Source organism: Xylanibacter ruminicola, from assembly GCF_900142525.1.
Classification (GTDB): Bacteria; Bacteroidota; Bacteroidia; order Bacteroidales; family Bacteroidaceae; genus Prevotella; species Prevotella ruminicola_A.
Window position 1 is genome coordinate 69,250 of the sequence record NZ_FRBD01000018.1, and the last position, 16,443, is coordinate 85,692.

Annotated in this window: 16 protein-coding genes; 6 read left to right on the forward strand and 10 right to left on the reverse strand. The window is 43.4% G+C overall.

Annotated features, from left to right (window positions below):
• Positions 1-136: 136 nt before the first annotated feature.
• Positions 137-496 (forward strand): 50S ribosomal protein L19, encoded by a 360-nt coding sequence (gene rplS / locus BUB86_RS12170; RefSeq protein WP_073209896.1) that lies wholly within the window; start codon positions 137-139, stop codon positions 494-496.
• A 45-nt stretch (positions 497-541) separates the two neighbouring features.
• Here the strand turns inward: rplS and BUB86_RS17700 are convergent, their stop codons facing one another.
• Entirely contained in the window at positions 542-694 is a 153-nt protein-coding gene (locus BUB86_RS17700; protein WP_175549495.1) for a hypothetical protein, read from the reverse strand.
• 69 nt (positions 695-763) lie between these two features.
• Between BUB86_RS17700 and BUB86_RS12175 the strand changes: the two genes are divergently transcribed.
• From BUB86_RS12175 to BUB86_RS12185, 3 genes are read left to right on the forward strand one after another with little or no spacing between them, the layout of a single operon-like run.
• A complete protein-coding gene (locus BUB86_RS12175; protein WP_317041764.1) occupies positions 764-1,957 on the forward strand; it encodes a phosphoribosylaminoimidazolecarboxamide formyltransferase in 1,194 nt (397 codons plus the stop codon).
• A gap of 9 nt (positions 1,958-1,966) precedes the next feature.
• Positions 1,967-2,155, forward strand: a complete 189-nt coding sequence (locus BUB86_RS12180; protein ID WP_073209900.1) for a hypothetical protein — start codon at positions 1,967-1,969, stop codon at positions 2,153-2,155.
• Between the two features lie 18 nt (positions 2,156-2,173).
• Positions 2,174-3,454, forward strand: coding sequence for a glycosyl hydrolase 53 family protein (locus BUB86_RS12185; RefSeq protein WP_073209902.1), 1,281 nt, complete (start codon positions 2,174-2,176; stop codon positions 3,452-3,454).
• A gap of 80 nt (positions 3,455-3,534) precedes the next feature.
• Here BUB86_RS12185 and BUB86_RS12190 read toward each other — a convergent pair whose 3' ends face one another.
• From BUB86_RS12190 to BUB86_RS12230, 9 genes are read right to left on the reverse strand one after another with little or no spacing between them, the layout of a single operon-like run.
• The gene (locus BUB86_RS12190) at positions 3,535-4,869 is read right to left on the reverse strand and encodes a TolC family protein (protein WP_073209904.1); all 1,335 of its coding nucleotides are present in this window, start codon (positions 4,867-4,869) and stop codon (positions 3,535-3,537) included.
• A gap of 3 nt (positions 4,870-4,872) precedes the next feature.
• Positions 4,873-5,988, reverse strand: coding sequence for an efflux RND transporter periplasmic adaptor subunit (locus BUB86_RS12195; protein WP_073209906.1), 1,116 nt, complete (start codon positions 5,986-5,988; stop codon positions 4,873-4,875).
• A gap of 32 nt (positions 5,989-6,020) precedes the next feature.
• A complete protein-coding gene (locus BUB86_RS12200) occupies positions 6,021-7,265 on the reverse strand; it encodes an ABC transporter permease (protein WP_073209984.1) in 1,245 nt (414 codons plus the stop codon).
• 2 nt (positions 7,266-7,267) lie between these two features.
• A complete protein-coding gene (locus tag BUB86_RS12205; RefSeq protein WP_073209908.1) occupies positions 7,268-8,524 on the reverse strand; it encodes an ABC transporter permease in 1,257 nt (418 codons plus the stop codon).
• A 10-nt stretch (positions 8,525-8,534) separates the two neighbouring features.
• Positions 8,535-9,254, reverse strand: coding sequence for an ABC transporter ATP-binding protein (locus tag BUB86_RS12210; protein ID WP_073209910.1), 720 nt, complete (start codon positions 9,252-9,254; stop codon positions 8,535-8,537).
• Between the two features lie 57 nt (positions 9,255-9,311).
• Positions 9,312-9,668 (reverse strand): GntR family transcriptional regulator, encoded by a 357-nt coding sequence (locus BUB86_RS12215; protein WP_073209912.1) that lies wholly within the window; start codon positions 9,666-9,668, stop codon positions 9,312-9,314.
• A complete protein-coding gene (locus tag BUB86_RS12220; RefSeq protein ID WP_073209914.1) occupies positions 9,652-10,545 on the reverse strand; it encodes a hypothetical protein in 894 nt (297 codons plus the stop codon). The genes BUB86_RS12215 and BUB86_RS12220 overlap by 17 nt, the downstream gene beginning before the upstream one ends.
• Before the next feature lie 15 nt (positions 10,546-10,560).
• Positions 10,561-11,361 carry a hypothetical protein gene (locus BUB86_RS12225; protein ID WP_073209916.1) on the reverse strand — a complete coding sequence of 267 codons (801 nt, stop codon included), beginning with the start codon at positions 11,359-11,361 and terminating at the stop codon, positions 10,561-10,563.
• Between the two features lie 33 nt (positions 11,362-11,394).
• On the reverse strand, positions 11,395-12,210 hold the full coding sequence (locus BUB86_RS12230) for an ATP-binding cassette domain-containing protein (RefSeq protein WP_073209918.1): 816 nt from the start codon (positions 12,208-12,210) through the stop codon (positions 11,395-11,397).
• A gap of 570 nt (positions 12,211-12,780) precedes the next feature.
• Between BUB86_RS12230 and BUB86_RS12235 the strand changes: the two genes are divergently transcribed.
• Both BUB86_RS12235 and BUB86_RS12240 read left to right on the forward strand, forming a co-directional pair.
• Entirely contained in the window at positions 12,781-14,193 is a 1,413-nt protein-coding gene (locus BUB86_RS12235; RefSeq protein WP_073209920.1) for a DUF3987 domain-containing protein, read from the forward strand.
• 177 nt (positions 14,194-14,370) lie between these two features.
• Entirely contained in the window at positions 14,371-16,377 is a 2,007-nt protein-coding gene (locus tag BUB86_RS12240; RefSeq protein ID WP_139261597.1) for a caspase family protein, read from the forward strand.
• Positions 16,378-16,443 lie beyond the last annotated feature (66 nt).

Genomic DNA, 16,443 nt, shown 5'->3' on the forward strand with positions numbered 1-16,443 from the left:
ATACGAAATATTTCTTTGAATCCAAAAAAAGTTGTACCTTTGCACCCGCTTTTCGGCGTAATCGCTGGCAGGAAGTTTCGAGAGGCCTGTTATGTTGCGTTGGAACGATACAACAATTTAATTATTTAAAAGTACAATGGATTTAATTAAAGTTGCTGAAGAAGCATTTGCAACCGGCAAGAAGTTCCCAGAGTTCAAGGCTGGTGACACAATCACTGTCGCTTACAAAATTATCGAGGGTTCTAAGGAGCGTATCCAGCTCTATCGTGGTGTAGTAATTAAGATTGCTGGTCACGGAGACAAGAAGCGCTTCACTGTTCGTAAGATGTCAGGTACAATTGGTGTAGAGCGTATCTTCCCAATCGAGTCTCCGAACATTCAGAGCATCGAGGTCAACAAGGTTGGTAAGGTTCGCCGCGCTAAGCTTTACTATCTGCGCAAGCTCACTGGTAAGGCTGCTCGCATCAAGGAGAAGCGCCACAACGTTGGTGAATAAAAAAGAAAAAAAAGAGGCTGCACCAAAGTGTGCGAGCCTCTTTTTTTATTCCCCATGCAGGGCATGCTGAAAATCTTCCCAACTCTGGAACCCTGCAAGCAATGAAAGACGGTCGAGCGTTTTCTTATCAGGTTTTCTCAGGATTTCCTTCTCAACTGCTTCCAGCAGCTTTCGAAGCGCCAAACGTTTCTTCTCCATGTTAATTATATAATTTTGGTGCAAAATTACAAAATTATTTTGTACCTTTGCACACAGAAAAAAGAAAATATCGCAAAAATGAAAGAATTAGCACTCAAGTACGGATGTAATCCCAATCAGAAGCCCTCGCGCATCTTCATGACTGAGGGAGAGTTACCCATCGAAGTTATCAACGGCCGTCCTGGATATATCAACTTCCTCGACGCATTTAACGCTTGGCAGCTTGTTAAGGAGCTGAAGGCAGCTACAGGCCTGCCCGCAGCAGCATCGTTCAAGCACGTTAGTCCTGCAGGAGCTGCAGTTGGTCTGCCATTGAGCGACACACTGAAGAAGATTTATTTTGTTGACGACGTGAAGGACCTCGATGAGAGCCCTATCGCTTGTGCTTACGCTAGAGCACGTGGTGCTGACCGCATGTCGAGCTATGGCGACTTCGTGGCTTTGAGCGATACCTGCGATGCAACAACAGCCAAGCTGCTGAAGCGCGAGGTAAGCGATGGTGTGATTGCCCCCGACTTTACTCCTGAGGCTATCGAGATTCTGAAGGACAAGCGTAAGGGAACTTATAACGTCATTAAGATTGATCCTACATACGTACCTGAGCCTATCGAGCGCAAGCAGGTATTCGGCATTACCTTCGAACAGGGCCGTAACGAGATTAAGCTCGACGACGATGCACTCTTCGAGAATATGCCTACACAGAATAAGACCTTTACTCCAGAGGCTAAGCGCGACCTGATTATCGCTCTTATCACCCTGAAGTACACTCAGAGTAACTCTGTTTGCTACGTTAAGGATGGTCAGGCCATTGGTATCGGAGCTGGTCAGCAGAGCCGTATCCACTGTACCCGTCTGGCTGGTAACAAGGCTGATATCTGGTGGTTGCGCCAGCATCCAAAAGTTATGAACCTGCCTTTCATCGACAATATCCGCCGTGCTGATCGCGATAACACCATTGATGTGTATATCTCAGAGGATCACGACGATGTGCTGCGCGATGGTACTTGGCAGATGTTCTTCAAGGAGAAGCCAGAGGTGCTGACTATGGAAGAGAAGAAGGCTTGGATTGCACAAAACACCAAGGTTGCTCTTGGCTCAGATGCATTCTTCCCATTTGGCGACAATATCGAGCGTGCTCATAAGAGTGGCGTAGAGTTTATCGCCCAGGCTGGTGGCTCAGTTCGCGATGACAATGTTATCGAGACCTGCGATAAGTACGGTATTGCTATGGCATTTACAGGTGTACGTCTGTTCCATCATTAATCTACAGATATGGACGATTTTCAGAACATACTTGAGAATGGCATCAACTTCGGACGTGGAGGTGATAAGCCAAAAGATGATGGCAAAATAAAAACCAAGGCCAAGAAGAAAAAGTATATTACTGGTGCTCACGGTAGCGGCTCTGCAAGACAGAAAGCCAAATACCGTGAGCAGCGAGCCAATAGACATAAGAAGTAATACAAACAAAAGAAACAAATGAAACTACTAAAACTATTATTGGTCACAGCCCTACTCTGCAGCACGAACACGCTTCGTGCTCAGAAGTATGTGGGTGGCGACGTATCGTTATTGTCGAGATACGAAGAGAATGGTGCCAACTACAAAGATAAAAACGGCCAAAGTATTACAGATGTTCTTACCTTCTTAAAGGAACAAGGTATGAACACGATGCGGGTACGCCTGTTTGTCGACCCAAACAATGCCCCAAGTGACCATAAAGGCCAAGGTGTTTGCCAGGATCTGGATTACGTCAAGAAACTGGGAAAGAAGATAAAGGATGCTGGTCTTAAACTCATACTCGATTTCCACTATAGCGACACTTGGGCCGACCCTGGCAATCAAGGCACTCCTGCCTCGTGGATAATGATTAACACGCCTACCTATGAGTACATCTACACTTATACAAAAGAGAGTCTTCAGGCTATGGTAGATGCAGGAGCTACTCCCGACTTCATCCAAACAGGAAATGAAATCAGTTTTGGCATGCTGTGGGATGGATGTAAAATCAGTGCAAACAGCGCATGGAACGCTTATCTCGATACCAACTGGGATCATTTGGCCACAGCGCTCAAGAACGCCAGCAAGGCATGTCGTGAGGTTTGTCCTGAGGCCAAGATTATCATCCATACAGAGCAGTGTGCCAATAATCCTACACTCGATGTAGCATTCTATAATCGCGTAAAAGATAATGAGGTTGACTACGATATCATTGGCGTTTCTTACTATCCTTATTATAAAGGTCCTATTAGCAATCTTAACAATGGACTTACCAAACTAGAAAACAACTTCCCTGAGAAAAAGATTATGGTGGTAGAGACCGGTTGTAGCTATCACTACAAGATGGTAAAGAAAGACGGTGAATCAGATAATGAAGAAGCTGGTTATCCCCTTACTTACGAAGGCCAGCGCCAATACACTGAAGATTTGATTACAATGCTAAACAACCACGAGCTTGTTATCGGACTCTTCTGGTGGTTCCTCGAAGCCAATGAATATGGTCTGGATTGGAACACCAAGCGAGTTACAGATCATTGGTATAACGCTTCGCTCTTCGACAACGAAACAGGTAAAGCACTACCAGCTCTTTACGAACTTAAGAACTTCTCCAATGGCAGCAGTAGCGCCATACAAGGCATCGCCAAAGGATTAGAATGCGACAACCGTAGATGGTACTCGCTAGATGGGAAGATGCTAAAAGATAAGCCTTCAAAAAGCGGAATCTATATTAACAACAACCAAAAGATAGTGACACAATAAGTAAAACAAGTTGTTTTACCTTGTAAGAGATATGCTTTACGAGTATAAAACAACTTGTTTTACTTTTAAAGAGTTAAGCCTTAGAAGTTCAACTCCTTGCCTCGATAGAACTCTAACAGGGCATGTTGGTAAAGGTTCTCGTAACGAGCTTGAACAAAATCTGACTCCGATTTAAGATAATTGTTCTTTGCCTCGTTAAATTCTGTGATATTAGCCTTACCATTCTCGTATTTGGCCTGCATCAGTTCGAAGGCATCCTTTGAACTCTGAACAGCCTCAGCAGAACTCTGAGTCTTGCTCACAGCATTTTGTGCATTATAATACACTTGCTGAATCTCCTTATATAATGATTTCTTCGTATTGTCTAATTGCAACTGCTGATTTTCCTGCTGGATTCGAGCATTACGGATGTTATTGCGAGTAGAGAAACGATTAAAGATAGGCACACTCAGATTCAATCCAATATACTGACTAAAGTTATTCTCCAACTGCTTGCCAAATTTATCGGCCTTGAAACCAGAAGTGGTGTAATAGTTTGTACCCATACCAGCACTAAACGAGAGTGTTGGGTAGTTTGCAGCTTGGGCTATCTTGATACTATAAGCAGTACCCTTAAGCTTTAGCTGCTGAGAAACGATCTCTGGCTTAATACCTAAAGCCTCAGCATAAATCTGATCAGGCGTTACAAGACGGTCAATACTAACCAGCTTATCCAACTCATCAAGGCTTGGGCGAACTATTGAGAAACCATCAGGAGTAGGAAGCTCCAACAGCTGAGTCAGAGTAAGAATAGCCAATCGCTTGTTATTATCAGCCTGAGTGGCAGTCAGCTTGCTATTAGCAAGAGTAGCCTTCTGCTGAGAGAGTTCAGCCTCACTAGCCTTACCATTATTTACGAAGGCCTGAAGACGAGCCACTTGCGCAGAGTCGATCGCTATCTGGCGATGAGCCACATCAGCAAGCTCCATATCATATAGAATCTGTACATAAGCTTTGGCCACTTCCATACGTATATCGTCCTTTGCCTTCTCCAGATCAGCTGTTGCTGCATCGATGTTAAGCTGGTCGAGCTTAATCTGGTTCGGAATCTGGAAACCTGTAAACAAGGGCACACTTGTACCAAGTGAAAGCGATGTATTGCTCGTATTGGTATTGGTGTAGGTATTATCCATAGTCAAACCACGACCAAACGAGAAGTTCTGATTTACACTCGCACTCAAATCCGGAAGACGTGAGTTCTTCGATGTTGAGAGCTGAAGCTCCTGCTGGCGACACTGATTCTGCTGCTGCTTGATGCCAATATTATGTTCTACGGCATAGTCGCAACACTCGCGGAGAGACCATTGTCTCTCTTGGGCTAGAATATCTAGAGGAACTAGTATTACTAGTGATGCTAGGAATAATTTCGTTTTCATCGCTTACTTATTGTCTTTATCATCAGCAACAATCTCAGGGCCACGAACCTTATCCTTGGCAGTGATACCCTTCTTAATCTCGATATTCACACCGTTAGAGAGACCAGTGGTAACTGCAGTACGCTCATAGGTCTTATTCTTGCCACTGCCCTTGATAACATATACAAAGGTGCTGTCGCCACTAAACTCGATGGCACTCTCAGGTATGCTGAGCACATTATCAGCTCTTGCCAGCACGATTTCTGCATTAGCACTATAGCCAGCACGTATTTTGCCGCCCTCAGTAAGCTTTACGGCTGCCTTAATTTCAAACTGGTTGGAACCATTACTCTCTACAGCCTTTGGCGAGATGTACTCCAAAGCGGCATCAAACTTCAGGTCTTGTAGGGCACCGATAGTAATCTTCATGTTCATACCGCCAACCAGCTGACCAACCTCGGTCTCGTCGATATTACCACGGAAAATCAGATCGTTCATATTTGCCACGGTAGCTATAGTAGTACCATCGTTGAAGGTGTTAGAGAGAATAACCGAATTACCCACTTTTACAGGAATATCAAGGATAACACCACTGATAGTTGAACGAATGAGGGTAGAAGATGCTTTTGCATTCGACTTCGACACACCATCGCGCACTACTTCAAGTGCATCTTGTGCAGCCACCTTCTCGTGCTTGGCTTGAGCAAGGGCCACCTTGGTCTTGTCGAACTCATCTGCAGAAACCAATTTCTGATTAAACAGGTTCTCCTCGCGCTGGAAATCTGTCTGAGCCTGCTTCAGGTTAATTTCAGCCAGACGTACACGCATCTCAGCACTCGACAGCTGAGCCATATCTGGTATAACCTTTACCTTCGCAATCACGTCGCCAGCATTCACATAGTCGCCTGGTTCCTTCAGCAGTTCAGAGATAATACCAGAGATTTGAGGTTTGATGTTTACCTCGTTACGGGGTTCAATCTTACCTGTGATGATAGTGGTTTTCTGGATACTGTCCTGCTGAGGAGTAAACTCATTGTAAACCACTTCTTTGGGTTGGCTCTTAGCCCACAGGAACACGAATGTTCCGATGAAAATCAGCGCGATAATTGCGGCGATAATCAGTTTTCCATACTTTTTCATATCGTTGTTTTTTAATTTTTCATTCTTAATTATTATTCATCTCGCATAGCGTCTACAGGTTTAATGCTCATAGCTCTTGCTGCTGGGGCCAGACCAGCCAGCACGCCAAGCGAACTAACCACGAAGGCACAGAAGATAGCTGCCCAGAAGCCTACCTGGAAGTGGATATTCACGATACCGTCTTCCGTATTGGCCATTTCGAGCATTTGCAGTATCATAACGGCAAACATAATACCACTCATACCCGCTACCAGCGTTAGCACTATACTCTCACTGATTATCTGCGAAAGTATCATCTTTGGTGTAGCACCTATAGCACGACGGATACCTATCTCAGTGGTGCGTTCCTTAACGGTTACCATCATAATGTTCGATACACCAATGGCACCAGCCAACAGAGTTCCAAGACCAACCAGCCAGATGAGCACATTCACGCCCTTAAACAGATTATTGATCATCTGGAACATTAGCTCGGTATTAAACACAAACACACCTTGTTCATCAGTAGGGTCGATGTAGTGAGCTCTGGCTACAGTCTCTCGGATACGAGGGGTTATCTTGCTCATCAACACACCTGAGCGACCAGTAGCAGCAATAATATCAATGGCATTACCACGATTAAAAGCAGCCCTCATCATCGTGATAGGAATGGTGATTCGCTCTTCTGAGCGACCTCCAATTGAGATATTGCCCGAGCTATAGTCTACGCCCACCACCTCGTAATAGGTAGAATCTACTCTGATCTTCTTTCCGCAAGGGTCGCCACCCTCCTTAAAAAGGTCTTTATAAATCTTCTTTCCTATCACACACACCTTTCGCTGATCACGAACATCCATATCATTGATAAAACGTCCGTAGTATATCTTTGGTGTTATGATATTTACCATCTCTGGCACAGCACCCTGCATATTGGGTGTGGTTTTCTGGTCGCCATAATAGGCCGTTGAACCGCGTCCCATCACGATGGGGGCCACAGCATCCAATTCTGGCACCTGCTGCTTAAGGCGCTCCACATCTTTATAATCCATATACCAGCTACGCCCTTTACGGAATCCTTTATAGGGTTTCGAGGTTTGTTCGGCTCCAACTATAACGGTATTCTGTGCAAAGCCATCGAAGTTGCTGTACAGTTTCTCCTTCACGCCTTGTCCGCCTCCCATCAGTGCTACGAGCATAAATACGCCCCAGAACACACCGAACCCAGTAAGGAACGAGCGCGACTTATTACGCGTCAGCGTATCGATGATTTCTCTGTATGAATCTATATCTATTCTCATAATCATTCAGCTCTTAATGCCTCGATGGGGCGGATTCTACTTGCTTTAAAGGCAGGAATAAGTCCTGCAATAGTACCTGCTATCACCATCACCATTGTAGCCTCGAAACATACATCCAGTCCTACGGTTGGGTCAACAAACAGGGTTATCTTCTCAACACCAAGGTCGGTAACCTCATGGCCAAGAGTTGCGTCCATATACTCATTAGCAGCAATACCACACAACATTCCTACATAGCCAAACAAGGTGGTAATGATAACACTCTCTATAATTATCAGTCGCAGAATGCTCCATGGTTTGGCTCCGATAGCCTTGCGGATACCAAACTCGTGGGTGCGCTCCTTAACGGTAATCAGCATAATGTTCGATACGCCCACGATACCAGAAAGCAATGTAAAGAGTCCGATAACCCAGAGGAATGTGTGGATGATGGTGATACCATCATTCATCTGCATGCTCTGTGTGTAGTTGTTTAGTATCCATATGGCACGGTTATCTTCAGGATGAGCCTGATGTATTCCATTCAGTCGGCGACGATAGTCTTTCTCGAATTTATCGTTAGCATCCTGTGTATTCAGGCCGTGAAAGGTAAACTCAATATTTCCCAAACTGGGGATATTGGCACCATAGATGCTTTTGATAGCCGAGTAAGCCGAATAGGCATTACCATAACCTTCGCCACGACTCTTGTAGATACCCACCACTTTGAACGAAAGATTGCCTACCTTCACAAACTTACCCAACAAGGTTTTGTAGTCCTTAGGTTCCAGTTCCTTAGCCTGCTGATCGCTTAGTACTAGCACTTTGCGACGTTCATTCTGGTCGATATCATTAATAAATCGGCCACACAGCATATGTTCTTTCACTATCTGAGTATGAATAGGATATACACCAGCTATCTGGATGTTCTTGAAATTCTCGCCATTGGAAACGGTACGACTTACGTAGTAGCAGGCTCCCACTTTATCGATATTTTCAGTGAACTCTGTTTCAGTGGCTTCCATATCCTTCTTGTTCAGCTGGATATCTCTGCCTTCCTTCAAGCCATTATAGGGTTTAGAGGTTCTACTTCCATATACCTCCATCGAGTTGGTCAGGAAGTCGCCGTTCATCTTCATCGTTGCGTTGATGAGTCCGTTACCAGCACCTAGCAGCACAATGATCATAAAGATACCCCACGCCACAGCAAATCCTGTGAGCGTAGTACGGAGTTTATTCCGTCGCGCTGTCTGCCATATTTCTGTTAAAATATCGTGCATAGTATCTCTATTACTTCATCATACCGTTGATTCCGAATGGGCTTGCATTGTGGTTCAGATTTTCTTCTATCTGTCCGATGATGCCATCCTTGATGTGTACTATCTTATTGGTCTCGTTCGCCACTCCGCTCTCGTGAGTTACCACCACGATGGTCATGCCATCCTCCTGGTTCAGCTTTTTCAGCAGCTGCATCACCTCCACAGATGTCTTCGAGTCCAATGCTCCTGTAGGCTCATCGGCCAGAATAATCTGTGGACGGGTGATGAGTGCTCTGGCTATTGCCACGCGTTGCTTCTGTCCTCCCGACAGTTCATTTGGGTAGTGCTCGGCCCAGTCTAGTAATCCTAGCCTGTCTAGATAATCAAGTGCCATCTGATGGCGCTTGCGGCGAGATACCCCCTGATAGAATAATGGCAACTCAACGTTTTCCACGGCTGTTTTGAAAGAGATGAGATTAAACGATTGGAAAATAAAACCTATCATCTTGTTGCGATACTCAGCAGCCTTGCGCTCTGAGAGATTCCAGATGGGCACTCCTGCCAACTCGTAGGTGCCTGAGTCGTAGTTGTCCAAGATACCTAAGATGTTGAGCAGTGTTGACTTACCGGAGCCCGATGCCCCCATGATGCTGACGAATTCTCCCCTCTCAATGTCGAGTGAGATACCCTTCAGCACATGGAGCGGCTGGGCACCTTGGTAGGTTTTGTTGATGTCTTTTAAGTGTATCATAAATCTATTTTTCTTTTTTACCTTTCAGACGTTTGACGTTACAAAACTATAATATGCTTATGCAGTTTTTGCCCATTCAGAGGTGATATCCTCTATTGTGATATCCAGTAGCCTCATCTGGCGGAAGAGTTCTGGCAGGCGCTCCTTCATAAACTCCTGCTTGCGTGCCTTCAGTATCTGCTTCTTGGCTCCTGGAGTAACAAAGTAGCCCAGACCGCGCTTATTGTATATCACCTCCTCGCGTGCCAACTGTTCGTAAGCTTTCACTGCGGTATTAGTGTTCACCTCGAGCAGCACAGCATACTCGCGCACACTTGGAATTCTATCGTCATCTTTATACACACCAGAAAGGATCTCGTCGCAAAGGCGATCGGCCATCTGGATGTAAATCGGTTTTTCATTTGTGAAAGTCATAATTAAACCACTTATTAGTTATTAACTGAAATGCTTTAAAGATATGGAACGATGCCCAATAATTAACTACAGAGAGTAAGGGGAATGCAACGGCCAGAATCCAGCCTATGATACCAATCTCGTATCCCAGAAGTTCACCATTATTCCAGCGAGAATGGAACAAAGTCAGCTGGAATGTCATGGCAGTTCTTACGACGATTGTAATGAGAAGTATCACAAACATAGTTGTTCCTACGAACGAATACTTGCGAAGCAATGTTCCACCAAGCGTATAGATAGAGTGAATCCACAACATGCCTCCATAGATGAAGAGAGATTGTACTAGTGCAAATTCAAGGGGATAATCTGCAAAACCATCATATACAATGACTGGTGCCATATTCTTCAGCATCGTTGGGATAGATGACGACCACCAGTAGTAAGTCACCCCATCTTCTGATGTAAGCATCACATTTCCTTCTGGGCCTGTATATCCACTTATCCAGTACCAAGCCATGCGGATCGAATCGCCCAAGACAATACTCAGAAATGCCACAGCAATACAGATAAGCGTAGAATAAACCACCAGCGAGAGATATTTCTCCAGATTCGAAGATGGCAGCATCATAAACGCTTCGCGCTTACGCTTTTCGTTGATACGGGCAACAACCGAGCTGATCATAATCAGCGAAACCAGCATCAAGAGCATTGTCTGGAACTGAGAGATATTCTGAATGAAATAAAGCGGAGCAGTATGACCATTCATGGCCTGAAACAGCATTTCGCCCAGGAATACAGCCAATATAGAACCCGTAAACCACAACAGCATCAGGCGGAAGTTAACACTGAGCACCCAACGGAGCGTCTGCCCAAATCTTTTTATATCGAAACTATTCATAACACTTTCCTACTTTTAGAAATTTACAAATTTACTGATAACCTGTGTTCTGCAGAAGAATCTGTATGACAAGCAATAGTTAATCATCGCCCAAACCAGATAGAATCCAAAGCCAATGGCATAATCACCAGCAGAAGAGTGATCGTTCAGCTGAATAGCCTCAACATATCCCTGAATCTTATACACCAGGAAGCCCAACAAGATGATAAACACCGTGGTGAAAACCCAACTGAACTTACGGGTACGGATCAAAGTGGCACCAATAGCATAGAGCGACTGAAACCATATAACAAGTACTGTCATGCTGGCAATAAAGCGTGGGCGAAAAGCCTCAGAAGCGTATCTTGAGCTGGCTATAGGACCAATCATATCATTTACTATTACCGAACCCACAAACCTGACATAGTCGTGACCCAACACCAGATGAATCAGATACTGAAGCACATCTGCTGCAAAAAAAGCAAGAGTAGCAAGAATCAGTGTAAGTATCCAATTAAGATGGCGTACCAGATACTTTTCGAAGTTAGAGGCAGGAAGCAACATGAGTGCCTGCATATCGTGCTTACCCTCCATGCTGTAGAACATCAAAGCCGGACCCAGCACAAGATTAACTACCACCATGGCAAATGCAGCTATGCCACACGACTTATATCCATGAGGATCATCTCCAGTAGTATTTATAAGTATTGTAAAGAAGATGAATATCAGCAACATTACAACCAGCACCTGAAGGAACGACTTTATCAGGTATCGCTTATCGCCCTGAAGCATCCACTTCACCAGTTTTCCAAATCTGCACAAATTAAACTGTATCATAACATGTAATGTTTAATCTTTAATGTTTAATCTTCAGATTTTCCCCTCGTTTACAGCGTTGAACAGCAGTTCCAGGTTAACCTGAGTCTCAGCATAGCCCTCCTTGCGTGGAGCAATCACAGCATTACCCTGAAGCGATGGCTCTGCATAGAGAGCATCCTCCATATTGTCAGGTGTGCGATACTCAAAGGTGTACTTTTCAGTAATCTCAGCCACACTAGCATTGAGCAACAGCTTCTGTGGACTCAGAATCAGGATATGATCCAGCAGCTGCTCAACATCGTGCACCTGATGGGTAGAGATAATCAGGGTGCGATCGCCCGTCATATACTGAGTAACCACCTTGCGGAACTGACTCTTCGATGGAATATCGAGTCCGTTAGTAGGCTCATCCATCAGCAGCACCTTAGTGTTAGTAGCCAGAGCAAATGCCATAAACACCTTCTTCTTCTGTCCCATCGACAGGGCGTTCAGCTTCACGTCGCTAGTCAGTTCGAAGTCCTTCAGGCAACCCTCAAGTACGGTAGTGCTGAAGAGAGGATAGAAAGGGCGATTGATTTTAACATACTCATCGAGAGTCATGGCAGGCAAGTCGAACTCCTCAGGAACGATAAAGATATCCTGGAGAGTTTCAGGCTTGCGGAGCTTTGTCTCAATGCCATCAAAGCTTACAGTACCCTTCTTGGGGCGCAACAATCCTGCTATCAGATAAAGCAGAGTCGACTTACCCGTACCGTTCTTACCCAGCAGACCATAAATGTTGTCCTGTTTCAGTTCCAGACTGAAATCATCGAATACCAGGTTCTTCTGACCTGCGTACTTAAAACTGATGTTGTTTACTTCGATCATAATAGTATTTTTTATATGTTGACATTCTATTGGTTTTAGAGCTTAAGAATCGCTCTGTTATAGTGTACTACCTTAATAGTACACTGCAAAAGTAGAATAATTATCAATACCCTCCAAGCTTTTATTCAAAAATCTTCATTTCCTTAACACTATTTAATCATTCCCCCATCGCGCGTACATTATATAAAATAATTATTTCCCCTCCAGAATCTACAAGATTCTACGGCACAATCTCATAGATTCTACCGTACTATCTCCCAACGCTCCCCCACTTCAAGGGCCACGAAATTACGTTTCGTTGCCTACGAAGTGGGTTCTCGTTCAAACTCACGCTGTAACACAGTAACATACGACAGGAAGCAGAAAAAGTTTGGTCGTAGAGATATTTATAATTATATAATATTATATATAAAATTATATATATTATAATATATATAATTCATAACAACTAATTCCTATTCCATAGTGACCAAACTTTTTCTCCTTCCTGTCGTATGTATCAGCGTTACACCCTTGGTGGTTTCGATTGTTTTTATTACCTTTGCACCTGTTTTCAATATAACAACAACTATGACAGAAGAAACCAATAATTCAAATCGCCCGATTATCGAGCGACAGATGATAGCTGCGGGACAAGAGATAGAGGAGCTCATGGAGTTCTATCCATGCCTGCGTGAGATTTGTAGAGGATTAAAAACGGGCGCCTACCCAGCAGCCATGTTTGCTGGAGCGGCCTTCTTAGGCACATTGATGACTCGATGCACCTACCGTTTCTACCATCGCCCACGAGAGTTGCGTCGACTTAACTACAGCATTTTCATCATTGGCGATCCAGGTTCAGGCAAGTCGTTCGTATCAACACTCTATGAACTTTTGGCTGAACCAATCCGCAAAGTATCCAAGGAGGGCGAGAATGCTGAGAATCGCTATCGTCGCAAGCGTAAGGAGTGGATGGACAATGGTCAGAAGGGCGATGGTCCACAGAAACCCAAAGTGCTTATCCGTACCCACCCTGCCCGCACATCAAACAAGGTGTTTATCGAGGACATGATACATGCCACAGAGATGGTTGATGGCAAGGAGATGCATCTCCACATGCTATCGTTCGACACAGAACTCGACAATGCCATCCGCCAGCAGGGTGAAGCATGGAACAACAAGACTTATCTGGAGCTAAAGGCATTCCATAACGAGGAAGACGGACAATTCTATGCCAACTACGATTCTGAGCTTTGCAACTTCAACGTATTCTGGAACTTTGTGTATACAGGCACACCCAATGCATTGAAAACCAAAGTCAACGCTCAAAACATTGGCAATGGATTCTCCACCCGCCTTGCAGCCATCCCCATGCCAACCACTCACTTCGAGATGCTTAAGCGCGAAGAGCCAAAAGAAGCGGGTGTTGAGCCAGAGGAGTATAAGACCATGAGAATGTGGGCAGAGCGTTTGGACAAGGTTCATGGCGAGTTGCCCATCAAACAACTGGTTGATTGTTGTTACGATTGGGCTGCTGATCGCATGAAAGATGCTGAAGAAGATCAGTCGAAGACAGATGCGCTTTTGCTCAAACGTGTACCTTATTATGGCATAGCTGTTAGCGTACCATTCATCATGATGCGCCATTGGGATGAGTGGCAACAGAAGGGCACACTCTCGATCGACGATACAGACTTGCGCTTATGTCGTTTGGCAATGGACATCCAGTTCTGGTGCCAGCGCCATTACTTCGCCCGCTATTGGGATTATTACTTTATGCAACAAGCCCAATGCATCAGTGCTCCCATCCAGAAGCGCCACACAAAATTGATGCGCCTACGCTACAGCGCCCTACCCGATGAGTTCAGCAACCTAACCCTTCAAGTAATCCTAGGTGTACCCCAACGCACCGCCGAGAAGATGATAGAACGCTGGTACAAAGACGGCTTCATCGACCGCACCGAAACAGGGCTCTACAAAAAACTATATTTGGAGTTAACATAATCACAAAAAATGGCAGGAAGAATAAATTTCTGCCATTTTTCATTTTCAACAGCCAAATAATATAATCAATCCTATATTTTTTATATTATTATTTGGATAGTTGGTAATATATATATATATTTGCAAAAAAAATACTACTATTTCCAAAGAAGCCAAACATATATTAATAATATAGTCATGAAACAGGTAAAGGCAATAATTGATTATTCTAAGATTTCAATATGGGTTATACTGTTTTTGATATCTGCAAAGACAATGGCCCAAATTAACATGTCGTCCGATAATTACGACACAGGATATAGCTACTATCAGAAAGGTGAATACAAAAAAGCATTATCTTTTTTTCTAATGGCCGCTAATAAAAACGACAAAAATTCAGAATGGATGTTGGGGGTAATGTACGAACATGGTTATGGTGTAGCAATGGATTATTTTAAAGCTTTTGAATGGTATCACAAAGCTTCAGAACACGGACAACTGGACGCACTATGTAGCTTAGGCGATATGTACGCTCGTGGATTGGGAATAGATCAAGACTATACAAAAGCGTATGAGTATATAAGTAAATCAGCAAAACAAGGAAACAAAGAAGCCCAATGGAGATTAGGAGAATTATACGATGGGGGATATGGTGTAAAACAAGATTATTCGAAAGCACTTGAATGGCACACAAAAGCAGCAGAACAAGGATGTGCATATTCACAAGGAGTTATTGGATACTACTATTTATATGGCTACGGTACCACACAAGATTTTAATAAGGCCTATGAGTGGAGCGTCAAAGGAGCAACACAGGAAGATGCATTATCACAATGTAATCTTGGTGATCTCTATTACTTGGGGAATGGTATTCCTAAAGACTTTGCAAAAGCATATGAATGGTATATAAAATCTGCAGAACAAGGCTATCCATATGCCCAATCAAATGTAGGATACATGTACTACCATGGCGAAGGAGTCAAAAAAGACAATGTAAAGGCTCTAGAATGGTTTACAAAAGCAGCAGACCAAGGGAATGCAAACGCAATGAACAACATTGGCTGGTACTATTACGATGGTGATGGCTCAAAGAAAAACTATAAAGAAGCAGAAATATGGTTCAATAAAGCTATAGAAAAAGACCCAACTATGCCTCAGGCATATAGCAATCTTGCAATATTATATGCTAAGCGAGACAAGGATTACATAAAAGCATTACAATATTCAGACTTAGCTCTTGAAAGGCTATCAAATGTAATTCCAAAAGAACAAGCTACTATTTACGGCGAAAGAGCGAAAATATATGTATGGCAAGGCAACCTAACTAACGCAAAGGAAATACTAAAAGAATGTTTGGCATTGAATCCCAATTATCTAAGTGAAGACGAAGAGCTTGCAAAAATGATTCCAGGCCATCCTAACGATAATGAAATTGATAATAATATACCAACAACTAATAATATACAAAAAAATGTATTTGCAATAATCATTGGTAACGAAAAATACAAGAATGAAGTAGTAGTACCATATGCAGACAACGATGCTAAAGTCTTTTGCAAATACGTAGAAAAAACCCTTGGTGTTCCAAATGAACAAATAAAATATATTGAGAATGCCACCTATAATGATATACGCATTGCTACAAATTGGCTAATTCAAGCTATGAAAGTATGTCGAGGTAAAGGGAAAGCAATAGTATATTATGCTGGTCATGGCATTCCAAATGAATCAGATATGTCTGCATTTCTTTTGCCTGTAGATGGAATTGGTAATGATCCTGGGTCTGCTTATGCTCTAAATGAGCTATATGAAAAACTTGGTAGTGTAGAAGCACAATCAGTAACGATCTTCTTAGATGCATGTTTTAGTGGTTCAAAACGAGAAGAAGGTATGCTTACATCAGCGCGTGGTGTGGCTATTAAAACAAAATCTGCTACCCCAAAAGGAAACATTATTGTGTTCTCCGCAGCTCAAGGAGATGAAACAGCTTATCCATACAAAGACATGCAACATGGTATGTTTACATACTATCTTCTAAAGAAACTACAAGATAGCAAAGGAGAAGTTACATTGGGAGAGCTCGGAGATTATTTAATAGACGAAGTAGGAAGAGAGTCGTTCGTAAAGAATGGAAAGATGCAAACGCCAACCGTTATTGTAGCCCCATCACTACAAAACACTTGGAAAAATCTTAAGTTAAAATAAAAAAGTTGGAGCAAAAAAGCTATTATTAAGAAATAGTTTGTATCTTTGCACCAAAATAGTAAAAGA

Excerpts from the sequence above, each read along its gene's own strand:
- rplS (WP_073209896.1), top strand. The coding sequence starts at position 137 with ATGGATTTAATTAAAGTTGCTGAAGAAGCATTTGCAACCGGCAAGAAG.
- BUB86_RS17700 (WP_175549495.1), bottom strand. The coding sequence starts at position 694 with ATGGAGAAGAAACGTTTGGCGCTTCGAAAGCTGCTGGAAGCAGTTGAG.
- BUB86_RS12180 (WP_073209900.1), top strand. The coding sequence starts at position 1,967 with ATGGACGATTTTCAGAACATACTTGAGAATGGCATCAACTTCGGACGT.
- BUB86_RS12185 (WP_073209902.1), top strand. The coding sequence starts at position 2,174 with ATGAAACTACTAAAACTATTATTGGTCACAGCCCTACTCTGCAGCACG.
- BUB86_RS12190 (WP_073209904.1), bottom strand. The coding sequence starts at position 4,869 with ATGAAAACGAAATTATTCCTAGCATCACTAGTAATACTAGTTCCTCTA.
- BUB86_RS12195 (WP_073209906.1), bottom strand. The coding sequence starts at position 5,988 with ATGAAAAAGTATGGAAAACTGATTATCGCCGCAATTATCGCGCTGATT.
- BUB86_RS12200 (WP_073209984.1), bottom strand. The coding sequence starts at position 7,265 with ATGAGAATAGATATAGATTCATACAGAGAAATCATCGATACGCTGACG.
- BUB86_RS12205 (WP_073209908.1), bottom strand. The coding sequence starts at position 8,524 with ATGCACGATATTTTAACAGAAATATGGCAGACAGCGCGACGGAATAAA.
- BUB86_RS12210 (WP_073209910.1), bottom strand. The coding sequence starts at position 9,254 with ATGATACACTTAAAAGACATCAACAAAACCTACCAAGGTGCCCAGCCG.
- BUB86_RS12215 (WP_073209912.1), bottom strand. The coding sequence starts at position 9,668 with ATGACTTTCACAAATGAAAAACCGATTTACATCCAGATGGCCGATCGC.
- BUB86_RS12220 (WP_073209914.1), bottom strand. The coding sequence starts at position 10,545 with ATGAATAGTTTCGATATAAAAAGATTTGGGCAGACGCTCCGTTGGGTG.
- BUB86_RS12225 (WP_073209916.1), bottom strand. The coding sequence starts at position 11,361 with ATGATACAGTTTAATTTGTGCAGATTTGGAAAACTGGTGAAGTGGATG.
- BUB86_RS12230 (WP_073209918.1), bottom strand. The coding sequence starts at position 12,210 with ATGATCGAAGTAAACAACATCAGTTTTAAGTACGCAGGTCAGAAGAAC.
- BUB86_RS12235 (WP_073209920.1), top strand. The coding sequence starts at position 12,781 with ATGACAGAAGAAACCAATAATTCAAATCGCCCGATTATCGAGCGACAG.
- BUB86_RS12240 (WP_139261597.1), top strand. The coding sequence starts at position 14,371 with ATGAAACAGGTAAAGGCAATAATTGATTATTCTAAGATTTCAATATGG.